Raw genomic sequence first — 12,391 nt, 5'->3', positions numbered from 1 at the left:
ACTCTCCTTAAAAATGTTTAGGACGATGTGAAGTGTATGAGGCGGCAGCTCTTCACTCTCTAGGATTCTAAAGCATTGCGAATCGCTTGAGTATCTTGGCTTATCACATTACTGATGCCTTGGAACATGGTGATACCGTAGAGGGTTTGGGCAATTTCCATGGTACGAGGTTTATGCGTAATAATGAGCAGTTGGCTTTTCTGACCTAGACGTTCAAAAACGGGTAGTATGCGTGAGAGGTTACGGTCATCTAAAGCAGCTTCTACTTCGTCAAGAACGTAAAACGGTGCAGGTCTAGCCTCAAAAATTGCGGTGACTAATGCCAAAGAGGCCAGCGCCCGTTCCCCTCCAGAGAGCAGGGAGAGTCTTTGCACTTTTTTATCGGCAGGGCGTGCATGAATCTCTATTCCACAGTTAAGTAAGTCTTCGTCGTCGGTGAGAGCTAAGGTGCCTTCACCACCGGGGAATAATTCTGCAAAAATCCTTTCAAAGGCGTCTTTTGTTTGTTCGAAGGCTTCGACAAAGGCGGTTTTCATGTGACGGTTTAGCTCTGCAATGAGAGAGCGCATTGCTGCTCTCGACTTTTTCATATCAGTAATTTGTGTGTGCAGGTATTGTTGACGTTCGTCTAAGGCTTGGTATTCTTCCAAAGCCAGAGGGTTGACGGTTCCTAGTGCTTTGAGACGTTGTTGTTCTTGGTGCAGGTTCTTCTCAAGTTCTGAGGTTTCGGGTGCATGATGGGCAAGATAGTCGTGGTGGGTTTCGATGAGTTCTTCAAGGGTGCAGCCGAGTTCTTCTCCGATACGTTGATTGAGATTTTCATAGCGAATACTACTTTGAGCTTGTGTGAGGGTGAGTTTTTGTAAGGTATTGCTCAACGTTTGATGTTGGTGTGTAATATCTGCTAACTGGTCTTCAACGTTTTGGCAGGTGTGGGTGAGAGCTTTGAGCTCTTCGGTGATAGCACGGTATTTTTGCTCTTGATTGTTGCGTTCTTGGGTGAGTTTTTCTAAGAGTTTTTGGGCACATCGTGCCACGGTACGCGCTCGTTGTTGTTGGAGTAGGCGTTGTTGTTCGTGGTGTTGTTCTTGTGCGGTGTGTTCTTGAAGTGTGTTGAGGTGTGTTTCTAGCTCTTGGCGTTTCTCGCGGTTCAGCAGCAGATACCGTTGAGTGTGGCTGAGTGAGTTTTGAGCAATGGTCCGTTCTTGGGTGAGATGTTCGAGCTCTTCTTTGAGAGTGTTCTGCTCTTCGAGTTGTTGCGGGTTGTCAGTAGGTTGTTGTTTTTGTAGTACAGCAATGTTGTGGTTGAGTTGTTCTAGTAATTGTGCGTGTTCTTGTTCTTCAACACGGTATCGTGCAATTTTTTTCTGCTGGTATTGGTATTGTTCTTGTTCGTGCTGGTGTTGTGTGGTGAGCTGAGCCTGTTCTGTTTCTAAACGGTAAATAGTTTTTTGGGTGTTTCCGAGACGTCGTGCAAGCTCGTGTTCTTGCTCTTTGAGTTGAGTAAGTTTTTGGGTGTGGGCGCGGTGTTGTTTTTGGGCTTCTTCTTCTAGTATTTCTGCTTCTTTGAGTTCTTGTGTGAGTGTTGTAACCCGTGCTGCTATTTCGAGGTGATTATCTTCTAGCTCAGCGGTGTTGTAGCTGTAGTTACTGTAGCGTCGCCCACGAATATCGTAGATGGTGATGTGCGGGTGTTCTTCTAGCAGTTGTTGATTTTCTGTGGTGAACTCTTCGGTGAGGTAGATATTAGCTAGTGCTTGTTGGAGTACGTGTTGTGCGGTGGTATTTTCTGTGGTCACGTATTGTATGGCAGGTGTTAGCCCCTTGAGGTTTTTTGTGGGAGGCGTTGGAGAACTGGGGGTAAAGATGGTGTTATGGGCAGTGTTGTAGGTGGGTTTTTCGTAGAGGTAGCTTTGTGCGTAGGCTCCTAAGGCGTGAGCTATTGCTCGTTCTTGCCCGCTTTTAATGTGTATGAGGGTGTGCAAAGGTTTGCCAGTATGTTCAGGTTTGCTCTCGTGGTGTGTTTGTAGGAGCTGTTCAAGGCTGGCAATACTAGCTTGCAGGGTATGTACGGTGATGGAGCGTTGTGTGCAAAGGTTTCTACTCTGTTCGCTTTTGTGAGCGTATTCTTCGCGTTCTACACGGAGCTGTTGCTGTTGTTTTTCCTCATCTTGAAGAGTTTTCGTGTGCTCTTGCAAGGTGTGTGTGAGCTGTTCAAGTTTTTGGGCATAGTCTTGGCGCTGTGTTTGAGCATTGTCGAGTTCTTCTCGGTAGCGTTGATGTTCGGCGCGGATTCTTTCATATTTAGCGCGTAAGCTGGCTCGTTCAGTAATGTTTCGGGTGAGCTGTTCTTGATGCTCTTTTTGACGTTGTTGCTGTTGTTGTATCTGTTCTTGGCACTGTTCTAGTTTTTGGTGTTGTCGTTCGTATCGTTGTGTGAGCTCTTGTAGGGTGTGTTCCAGTTCTTCACAGTGTTGGCGTAATTGCTGTTCTTCTGCTTTTTCGTGGGCGATGGATTCTTCGGTGCGTTGAAGATGTTGCTGGTAGCTTTCAAGGGAGTTATTTTTCTCGGTGGCGCGACTTCTCTCCTGTGCGAGCGCTTTGAGGGATTGTGCTGCTGCCATGATTTTTTCGAGTTCTTGGAGGTTCTCGTAGTGTTCTTGGCGGTGTTGGTCTAGTTCTGTGCGCAGGGTGTGGTGTTGTGTTTTCTTGTTGTGGCAGGTGTTGAGGGTTTCGGTTAGTTTTCGGTGTTGGGTGTGTGTTTTTTGGTAGAGCTCTTCGTGTTGGGTGTGTTCTTGGTGTTGTGTGAAGGCTTGGTGTGCGAGAAGTTTTTCGCGTAGTTCTCGTATCTGTGCTTGGATTTCGTAGGCGGTGCGGGCGTTAGTGGCTTGTTCTCCGAGTGGTTTGAGCTGGTTGGTGAGTTCTTTGTTGAGGTCTTCGAGACGGTTGAGGTCGACTTTCATCGCGTGGAGTTTGCGTTCTGTTTTTTCTGCTCGGCGACGATAGGTGAGAATTCCGGCGGCTTGTTCGATGAGGGCTCGTCGTTCGGTAGCTGAGGATTGTAGGACTTTGTCGATATGTCCTTGCCCGATGATGGAGTGTTCTCCTTTGGCGATGGAGGCTGTGTTGAAGAGTTCTTGGATGTCGCTTAGTCGTACGGTGGCACCGTTAATTTCGTATTCTGAGCCGCCTCCTCGGAAGAGGGTTCGTGATATTTCGACAGTGCTGTGTGGTAGCGGTAGTTCGTGTTCTGAGTTGTCGAGGACGAGGGTAACTTTGGCTCGTCCGAGTGGACTTTTGTGTGTTGTCCCGGCGAAGATGACGTCTTGCATGGCGGAGCCACGGAGGTTTTTGCTACCTTGTTCTCCTAGTACCCAGAGGAGCGCGTCTACGACGTTGGATTTACCTGAGCCGTTAGGTCCGATGATGGCGTTGATGCCGTCGTTGAAGTTAAAGACCGTTGTTGAGGCGAAGGATTTGAATCCGCGTAAGGTCATAGAGATCAGGCGCACAGGATTCCTTTCTCCAAGGTGCTAGAGGTTGGTAGTGTTCAGAAGATTTCATTCTTTACTAGTACATATAGTGTGAGATTATCCTTTGAGCTAAATATGTACTAGAGGTGTTTTTGACACCTAGAATGTTCTCATAGGTTGCCATCAAGGGTTTCCTCTCCCCTGGTGTTTGTTGTGGGTTTATGAGATGTTCTTTTCATAGATAAGTCTAAGACATACACCCCGAACGTGGACGAAAGCAAGTATCGCATTGACCGCTAACTCTGATATCCGTCATTCTGATGTGGCGTTATTATCCATTGAACATGAGATTCCTTCTGAGGTTGTTACCTCAACCTATTTTGATGAGAAGCTCTCTAAAACGTATCAACGTTTGAAGTTGCCGAAGGGGCTGTTAGAGCGTTTAGCGGGTATTTCTGAGCGTCGTTCATGGGGTGCGCAGATGACCTTTGAAGATGGTGCTGTTTCTGCGGCGCAGAAGGCGTTAGATGCTGCTGGTATTTCTAGCGAGCGTATTGGTTTGATGATTAATGCTTCTGTCACCCGAGATCATTTTGAACCGGCCGTTGCTGTGGGCATTCATGATCGTTTAGGGCTTCCGGCACACGCCTTAGAGTTCGATATGACTAATGCGTGTTTAGGGTTTGTTAACGCGATGACGGTTGCCGCTACCATGATTGATGCTCATGCTATTGATTATGCGTTGGTAGTTGCGGGGGAAGATCCTTCACCGTGGCATGAGACAGCATTACGGATTTTAGATAAGCCTGAGACAACGCGTGAGGACGTACTCGCACAATTTGCGACGTTAACTCTTGGTTCGGGGGCGGCGGCAGCTGTTTTAGGTCGCCATAGTTTGCACCCTCAGGGGCATCGACTGGTAGGTTCTGTTTCTCGTGCTGGTACCCAGCACCGTCATCTTTGTATCGGTGGGAATGCTGCTGAGGGGATGAACACTGACGCAGCTGGACTGTTAAAGCACGGCTTAGAATTGGTTGCTCAAACGTGGGAAGAAGCTCACCGTCATGGCTGGGATTGGACTGATATGGATTCTTATGTGACACATCAGATTTCTAATGCTCACACAAACGCCATTATTGAAGCTGTCGGTATTGATTCGGCAAAGATTCCGATGACGTTCCCGTATTGGGGCAATGTTGCGGCGGCTGCTTTGCCTATGACATTAGCGCAAGAAGCACCCACTTATCGTACTGGGGATCGTATTTTATGTATGGGTGTTGGTTCTGGGTTGAATACGTCGTTAATGGAAATTAACTGGTAGTTCTGCCCTGTTCTTGTATCTCAAAAAGAATAATAGTTTTCTATCCTTCTCCCCCGTGAGGAGGCTCCTCTTTCCCTACATAGCTGGGGTGAAGAAACTCCATGAAAGGTTCTGCTACCGTGACTCATTCTCTTTTTCCTTCTGTCGAACAATGGCCCGGTGTTGATCCTCAATGGTTGCATCGTCTTGAGGTGTGCTCTACTGCCCCTGTAGATAGTGGTCAGGTACGTTCTTGGAGTTATCTGGATAATCTTCCAACGTTGGAGAAGAATTCTTTAGAGCCGGTGGGCACAATTCTTGCCGTTCATGGAAACCCCACATGGTCATATCTTTGGAGGGATATCCTTCAAACCGGTGCTCTGCCTGAGAATAGGTGGCGTGTTATTGCTGTTGATCAGCTAGATATGGGCTATTCAGAGCGTACCGGCACGGTGCGCCGTCTTGAAGACAGGGTGCAAGACCTCTCAGATTTTACGAAAACAATCGGATTAGATGATACGACGCATCCGGTAGTGACTCTTGCCCATGACTGGGGTGGTTTAGTCTCTTTGGGGTGGGCTTTAGAACACCAAAATATTTTGAGTGGAATCTTATTAACCAATACTGCGGTCTTTCATGCAGAAGGTTCAGCTATTCCAGCACCATTACAGGTTGCCCTTACTCCAGGTGTACACCGTTGGGGAACACAAAAAAGTACCGCGTTCTTAGATGTGACGTTATCGTTGGCGGGGCAAAACCGATTATCTCAGCAGGTTCGTGCAACGTACCGTTCGCCTTATACGTCGTCGAGTCTTCGTGAGGGTATCCGCAATTTTGTTGCCGATATACCGGCAACACCTCAAAGCCCCTCCTATCTGATGATGCAACGTATTGCAGAGGGTATCCGGCATCTTCACGTACCCGCATTTTTTCAATGGGGTGTTCAGGATCCTGTCTTTACACGTCATTATTTGGCAGATTTGATGCACAGAATGCCGCATGCAGATGTTCATTGTTATGAGAATTCTTCACATTTGGTGATGGAAGACCAAGATGTTGCTACCCCATTTTTTGAATGGCTTCATGAACATTTCGTGCAGGAATACACGTTACGTCAGCAGCATGTTCAACGCCGTGCGGAGCACGTTCATGCTGAAAGTTTTGTTCCCATGGGCGCACAACTGGAACAACGGCGTGAAGAAAAGACGCTAGCTGTTGTCGATATGCACCCTAAAGATTCTACGCGCATAGCACGCCACTATACGTGGGCAGAACTTGCTCAGAATGTAGAACGTGTTGCTAATGGGCTTGAAGATTTAGGTGTTCGACCTCAGTCACGAGTGAATTTGATGATTCCTCCCGGCGCACTACTGACAACCTGCATTTATGCGTGTTTGAAAATTGGGGCTATCGTTGTTGTTGCTGATACTGGTCTTGGGACCAAAGGCCTGACTCGGGCGCTGAAGGGGGCAAGACCAGATTATCTGATTGGTATTCCTCAAGCGTTAGTAGCGGCAAAGACTTTCGGTTGGCCAGGGTTCAGAATCTCGGCGGAGCCACTCACCGGTGTGATGAAAAAAGTTCTTGGTGTTAGAGCGACTCTGGCAGATTTTACCGATACTAGTGTTCGACCTCGACCCGTTCGAGATGCTCAAGAGCATGCAGCAGTGCTATACACTTCGGGTTCAACAGGTCCAGCTAAGGGAGTGCTCTACACTCAACAACAGTTGAGCGCGATGCGAAATGCTATTATGAGCACTTATCATTTGCACCAAAATACGGGACTTGTTGCAGGATTCGCACCCTTTGCCTTATTAGGACCAGCCCTTGGCATTACGAGCGTGACTCCTACGATGGACGTCACCCAACCTAAAACTCTTACCGCCTCAGCATTAGCCCACGCGGTAGAGGCAATTTCAGCGCAAACGGTGTTCCTCTCCCCTGCCGCATTAATGAATGTGGTCAGAACCTCCACCTCATTAGGTGAACAAGAAAAGCATGCCTTAGCTCAGGTACGTACCGTACTTTCTGCTGGTGCCCCATTGAACACCTCGCTCTTAGAAGCTGTTCATGCGATTCTTCCACATGCAAGTATTCACACCCCCTACGGTATGACAGAGGCTCTACCCATCACAGATATATCCTACGAACAGATACAGCAGGCAAATGCCGACGCCCTCTCCAAGAATGTTGTCGGTGCAGGAAATGGTGTCTGTGTTGGTACGCCGATAGCGGGTGCACAGGTGAGTATAGCTCCGCTAGACAAAAACGGTATAGCGGGAGTAGAACATCATCAAGACCCCGGTGTAACCGGTGAGATTCTTGTGCGTGCACCACACGTCAAAGACCGCTACGACAGACTGTGGATCACAGAAAACCAGTCAATAGCAACACCGGGCTGGCACCATACCGGAGATGTGGGGCATTTAGATGAGCACGGTAGACTATGGGTTGAAGGAAGACTCTCACATATTATGTTGAGTGCTCAAGGGATACTCACCCCTGTAGCTGCTGAGCATGCCGCCGAAAAAATTATGGGCGTACGACGTGCAGCGGTCGTGCCTGTTGGCCCTGCCGGTTGCGCTCAAGCTGTTGCGGTGGTGGAGACAGACCCACAGACCCGTAAAAATGGTCTTGCCAGTGTAAAGCTGACACAAAAAATTCGTAACCGAGTGTTTGAGGAAACCGGAATTAACCTCTGCGCGGTACTTGCCGTGAAAGAGCACCCAACCGATATCCGTCATAACTCAAAAATTGACCGTACATTACTGGCACAGTGGGCAAAGAAAGTTCTCTCTGGAGAGAAAGCGAAAATATTGTGGTAAAAACACCGGTTTCTTTACGTCGCTTACCACACATTGCGCCGGTGAGAGAACGTCAAGAGCGTGTCCTTGTGACCGGCGCTTCAGGGTTGTTAGGTCGAGAAGTTGCCCTCGACTTTTTACGACGCGGATATCAGGTACGCCTGCTTCAACGCCGCGATGCGCAGCTTCAGAAGATATTACCACCGGCTTTAGCTCAAAACCTTTCACAAGTACGCACCGATTTAAGTGATAAGAACCGTTTAGAAGAAGCTATCAACAGTTGTGATGGAGTCGTTCATCTAGCTGCTAAAGTATCCTTTACAGGAACGTGGGAAGAGTTTTATCAGACGAACGTTCAAGGCACACAGAACCTTCTTCAAGCCGCGGCACATCACCCAATCACCCGTTTTTTGTATATTTCTTCGCCCTCCGTAGCTCACACGGGAGTATCTTTTATGGGTGCAGATAATACTGCCGCCGCCCCAGAACACACCAGAGGATATTATGCGCGGTCAAAAGCTATTGCCGAACACCTCGTACTCGCAGAAAATAGTGAACGCTTCCACACGGCAGCGCTACGACCACATATTGTGTGGGGCCCATCCGATACGCAACTTGTTGAACGTGTCTTAGAACGAGCTGCAGCAGGAAGGCTCCCCCTGCTGAACGACGGTATAGCACTCATTGACACCACCTATATTGACAATGCGGTAGACGCTATCGTCACCGGATATGAACGCTTAGAGAATATTCAGGGACAAGCACTCGTGATTACTAACGGACAGCCGCGACCGGTAGCAGAAATCATCCACCACATGTGCACGGCCGTGGGTATTGAACCACCCAAACGCTCTGTACCAGCAACATTAGCCCGCGCCCTCGGTAGCGTCATCGAGAAAGTATGGGAAAAATACCCTGGAGAAGACGAACCGCCCATGACACGTTTCTTAGCAGAACAGTTATCAACTGCTCATTGGTTTGACCAACGGCGAACCCAAAAACTCCTCGATTGGGCACCCAAAGTATCGTTAGAAGAAGGATACGAACGGTTAGCGCAGTTCTATCAAGACCGATACCGACACTAAAAAGTGCCCTGAAGCGTATCTGCTTCAGGGCACTTCTCTACGATGAAGTTTTCTTTTGACGCGGGGCACGTTGGCATCTCGGGCAACGATAACAGCTCCGTTTCATCATCACCTCACGAATGATGGTGCTCTCTACCCCATTTTCTTGGCACCGGTAGCACAGCTGACCTTCACGCCCATAAGCGTTTAAAGAACGATCAAAATACCCAGATTCCCCATTAACGTTGACATAGAGGGCGTCAAAACTGGTTCCTCCAGCTTCTAAAGCCTGTGAGAAGACCTCTTGTATTGAGTGAACGAGTTCTCGGGTCTTTGCCATGCTCATAGTTTTCGCTGGTTTCGCGTAGTGAAGACGCGCTCGCCATAGCGCTTCGTCAGCGTAAATATTGCCAACTCCTGAAATAGTTGATTGGTCCAGTAGTAGACGTTTGATGGCGGTAGATGTTTTGAGCATTTTCTGTCGCAGCTCGTCAATATCAAAATTCGTGTCTAAAGGATCTCGTGCAATATGGTTCAGACTTCGCGGAATATACGGTAACGATAATGTGCTTGCGCTGGATGCGGATACAGGGTGTTGTTGTGTATCCGATACGGGTACGAGCGTATCAAGATACATTCCGCCAAAAATTCTTTGATCCACAAAACGTAGCTGTTCAGTAGCAGGTTCTGCTATGGAGTGATGGTCTTGATTCCCTAGAGTTACCGTGATTTTGAGGTGTTTTTCTGGCGGGAATTCTGAGGTTTTAAAAAGGACTTGACCGCTCATCCCTAGATGTATGACAAGAGCTGTTTGAAGACGGATACCATCAGCGTTTTCGAGGATAATCCAGAGGTATTTTCCGCGTCGCACGACGTCAGTAATGATGGTGTCTTTGAGCGTGCCCGTAAATTCTTCAGCGGTATGCTCACTACGGCGAATAGAGCGGGTGTCATGAATACGGACGTCTGTAATACGTTTGCCGAGGGCGTGTGTGAGCATTCCACAGCGTACGACTTCAACTTCGGGTAGTTCAGGCATCCTGCTAGTTTGGTCGTAGTTCTTTACAGGTTTTTTGTGCAGCTAGACGTTCTGATTCTTTTTTGGAGCTTGCGACACCTTGATCGTAGGTGGTGCCACCAATGTGAACGGTAGCAGTATATTCGGGTGCGTGTTCTGGACCGGATACAGACACTTCGTAGCGGATGTCCCCGAGTTTTTGGGATTGTACAATTTCTTGAAGTTCGGTTTTCCAGTCTCGTCCGGCGTCAAGAATTTCTTGGTCATCGAGCATGGGTGCGATGAGTTCAAGGACGAGGTCGCGGGCACGGTCACGACCGAGGGTGATATAGCACATTCCAAAGATGGCTTCGAGGGTATCGGCGAGAATGGAGTCTTTATCTGCTCCGCCAGTTTTTTCTTCGCCTTTTCCTAACCAGAGGTAAGACCCGAGGTTCAGGGTTCGTGCAACTTTTGCTAGTGCCCACGATGAGACAACAACATGGTGTCGGCGTACAAGTTCCCCTTCGGGTTCGTTAGGGAAACGACGATAAACATCTTCGGCAATAGCCAGTGAAAGGACGGAGTCGCCAAGGAACTCTAGTCTTTCGTTGTGGGGTGTTCCAGGGTTCTCAAAAGAGTAGGAACGGTGTACGAGTGCTTGCTGAAACGTCTCGGTATCAATATTGAGACCGAGACGTTTCAACAATTCTGATGAATCAGAGTTATTCATACTAACTTTACGCGTCAGCTACCTTGCGACCCTTGTACTCGTAGAACAAGGCGTTACCTGCAGAGTCAGTAACTAGCTTTGCCTGGTGAGGCAAAGAATAGGTTACGCGACCGTTTTCAACGGTCTTAACCAGCTGAGGTACGGACGCCTTCCACTGGGAACGGCGTGCGCGGGTGTTAGCACGGGACATTTTCCGCTTGGGAACAGCCACAGCTATCTCTCTTCTCTAGAAAATACGGTTATTAAGTTTATTTATCCTCGTTGAACATGCCTGTTAAAGCACTCCAGCGCGGATCAAGCACCTCATGGTGATGCCCCGGCTCTTCTTCCAGGCGGATTCCGCATTCGGAACACAATCCCTGACAAGAGTCCTTACAAAGGGGCTGGAACGGCAGTTGTAAAATGACTGCGTCCCGTAGAGCCGGTTCAAGGTCGATATAATCGCCCTCTACCGTGTACTGCTCATCTTCTTCATCTTCTGGGCCACCAGCGGGTGCCTTCTCAAAGACGAAGAGCTCTTGAATATCTGCTGACACGGTTTCAGAAACCGGATCAAGGCATAAACTGCAGTCACCGCTCATGTCGGCGGTTGCAGTGCCACTAACCAGAATACCATCTACAACGGATTCTAGTCGGAGATTGAGCTCAATGTCCGAACCTTCTTCCGCTCCGATCAGAGCATTGCCAAAATCCTTTGGCGCTGGTATCACTTTATCGAGGGTTTCCATGGTCCCAGGTTGATGACTCAGGTTCCGAACAGAAACCTTTAGGGGCGATGAATCTTTTCGTGAAATGACGAACTCCCTTATGATAAGTTTTGACCAACTACAAACTCTAGTTGCAGTTCGGCTACATAGCAACTATTCCAGCTTCACAGATTCTATTCAAGCACCATTAATGTGCTGTTAAGCTCACTTTTCTTGTGATATTTTCTGTGTTAAAGCACGCTGCACCGGCACAGGCACAAAAGAATCGAGCTGTCCCCCATAACGGGCAACATCACGAACAAGCGTCGACGACAGCTGAGAATACCGCGAATCCGAGACCAAAAAACTTGTCTCCACACCACTTAGATGACGATTCATCACAGCCATCTGAGACTCATACTGCCAATCTAAAGAATTACGGACACCTTTAACGATTAAATGCGCGCCACGAGACTTCGCATAATCAGCAAGGAGCATAGAAGGCATCAACTCCACACTCACGCCGTCCAAAAAACCAAAAGTCTCTTGAACCAGCGCCACACGCTCCTCATCGCTAAAAAGATACGACTTCGCAGAGTTACGGGCAACAGCAACAATCACGTTGCCATAGATTTTAGCGGCACGAGTAATCACATCAACATGCCCGTTATGAATAGGGTCGTAAGAGCCGGGACAAATAACTAGTTGCATACCCTATAGCCTAACAGTGAGAGCACCCATGAACAGTATCGAGAAAACTCTCTACGATACTAACTGCACGTAGTACAGAATAGTCTCACCATATTTTTTCTGGCGGAACTCCTCTAACCCAGCAGGAACCTCTACCGGCTCCATACGTGAAGAACGCTCAACCACAACAACCGCATCATCACTTAGATGCTCTTTGATGAGAGATAAAAGTGTGTGCACCTGCTCATTAGGCATATCATAAGGCGGATCCACAAAAACAACATCCCACGGCTCCCCCTGATAACGCTCCAAAAAACGTTGGGCATCCGATGTATAAATCATGGTGGACGCAGCAGAATTCAACCCTTGAGAAACACGCGCCACATTTTCACGAATCGTCGCAATAGCCGTTGAAGACGAATCTACAAAATCTACATGGCGAGCACCACGACTTAGGGATTCACACCCTAAAGCACCAGAGCCACCAAATAAATCAAGTACACGCCCCTGCGATAAAACTTCGTACCCCTCTAAACGAGAAAATAAAGACTCTTTCACACGGTCTGTTGTCGGACGCGTCTTATTCCCTGGTACGTGTGCCAACGTCAAACTACCGCATTGACCAGCAATAATTCTGCTCATGA

At 48.2% G+C, this 12,391-nt stretch carries 10 protein-coding genes; 3 read left to right on the top strand and 7 right to left on the bottom strand.

Annotated elements, in window-relative coordinates:
- Positions 1-59: 59 nt before the first annotated feature.
- Positions 60-3,512: a chromosome segregation protein SMC gene (smc, locus tag ACN08W_RS04415; RefSeq protein ID WP_419108905.1), complete on the bottom strand. Its 3,453-nt coding sequence runs from the start codon at positions 3,510-3,512 to the stop codon at positions 60-62.
- 250 nt (positions 3,513-3,762) lie between these two features.
- On the opposite strand from smc, the gene ACN08W_RS04410 reads away from it, so the two are divergent.
- From ACN08W_RS04410 to ACN08W_RS04400, 3 genes are all read left to right on the top strand, one after another.
- Positions 3,763-4,794: a 3-oxoacyl-ACP synthase III gene (locus ACN08W_RS04410; RefSeq protein ID WP_419108904.1), complete on the top strand. Its 1,032-nt coding sequence runs from the start codon at positions 3,763-3,765 to the stop codon at positions 4,792-4,794.
- A gap of 119 nt (positions 4,795-4,913) precedes the next feature.
- Positions 4,914-7,598 carry an alpha/beta fold hydrolase gene (locus ACN08W_RS04405; protein WP_419108903.1) on the top strand — a complete coding sequence of 895 codons (2,685 nt, stop codon included), beginning with the start codon at positions 4,914-4,916 and terminating at the stop codon, positions 7,596-7,598.
- A complete protein-coding gene (locus tag ACN08W_RS04400; protein WP_419108902.1) occupies positions 7,592-8,662 on the top strand; it encodes an NAD-dependent epimerase/dehydratase family protein in 1,071 nt (356 codons plus the stop codon). The genes ACN08W_RS04405 and ACN08W_RS04400 overlap by 7 nt, the downstream gene beginning before the upstream one ends.
- Positions 8,663-8,699: 37 nt before the next feature.
- Here the strand turns inward: ACN08W_RS04400 and mutM are convergent, their stop codons facing one another.
- The 6 genes from mutM to rsmD all read right to left on the bottom strand — a co-directional run bounded on the left by mutM (position 8,700) and on the right by rsmD (position 12,389).
- Positions 8,700-9,680 (bottom strand): bifunctional DNA-formamidopyrimidine glycosylase/DNA-(apurinic or apyrimidinic site) lyase, encoded by a 981-nt coding sequence (gene mutM, locus ACN08W_RS04395; RefSeq protein ID WP_419103702.1) that lies wholly within the window; start codon positions 9,678-9,680, stop codon positions 8,700-8,702.
- Between the two features lie 4 nt (positions 9,681-9,684).
- Positions 9,685-10,371, bottom strand: coding sequence for a ribonuclease III (gene rnc / locus ACN08W_RS04390; RefSeq protein ID WP_419103703.1), 687 nt, complete (start codon positions 10,369-10,371; stop codon positions 9,685-9,687).
- Positions 10,372-10,378: 7 nt separating this feature from the next.
- Positions 10,379-10,582: a 50S ribosomal protein L32 gene (gene rpmF / locus ACN08W_RS04385; RefSeq protein WP_419101406.1), complete on the bottom strand. Its 204-nt coding sequence runs from the start codon at positions 10,580-10,582 to the stop codon at positions 10,379-10,381.
- A gap of 37 nt (positions 10,583-10,619) precedes the next feature.
- Positions 10,620-11,099, bottom strand: a complete 480-nt coding sequence (locus ACN08W_RS04380) for a YceD family protein (RefSeq protein ID WP_419103704.1) — start codon at positions 11,097-11,099, stop codon at positions 10,620-10,622.
- Between the two features lie 183 nt (positions 11,100-11,282).
- Positions 11,283-11,768 carry a pantetheine-phosphate adenylyltransferase gene (gene coaD / locus ACN08W_RS04375; RefSeq protein WP_419103705.1) on the bottom strand — a complete coding sequence of 162 codons (486 nt, stop codon included), beginning with the start codon at positions 11,766-11,768 and terminating at the stop codon, positions 11,283-11,285.
- A 51-nt stretch (positions 11,769-11,819) separates the two neighbouring features.
- On the bottom strand, positions 11,820-12,389 hold the full coding sequence (gene rsmD / locus ACN08W_RS04370) for a 16S rRNA (guanine(966)-N(2))-methyltransferase RsmD (RefSeq protein ID WP_419103706.1): 570 nt from the start codon (positions 12,387-12,389) through the stop codon (positions 11,820-11,822).
- Between the last annotated feature and the right edge of the window lie 2 nt (positions 12,390-12,391).

The organism is Rothia sp. CCM 9419 (assembly GCF_048512815.1).
Taxonomy (GTDB): domain Bacteria; phylum Actinomycetota; class Actinomycetes; order Actinomycetales; family Micrococcaceae; genus Rothia.
Note: the sequence above shows the minus strand (reverse complement) of the source record. Positions and strands in the feature narration are given on the sequence as shown.

Excerpts from the sequence above, each read along its gene's own strand:
- mutM (WP_419103702.1), bottom strand. The coding sequence starts at position 9,680 with ATGCCTGAACTACCCGAAGTTGAAGTCGTACGCTGTGGAATGCTCACA.
- rnc (WP_419103703.1), bottom strand. The coding sequence starts at position 10,371 with ATGAATAACTCTGATTCATCAGAATTGTTGAAACGTCTCGGTCTCAAT.
- ACN08W_RS04380 (WP_419103704.1), bottom strand. The coding sequence starts at position 11,099 with ATGGAAACCCTCGATAAAGTGATACCAGCGCCAAAGGATTTTGGCAAT.
- coaD (WP_419103705.1), bottom strand. The coding sequence starts at position 11,768 with ATGCAACTAGTTATTTGTCCCGGCTCTTACGACCCTATTCATAACGGG.
- rsmD (WP_419103706.1), bottom strand. The coding sequence starts at position 12,389 with ATGAGCAGAATTATTGCTGGTCAATGCGGTAGTTTGACGTTGGCACAC.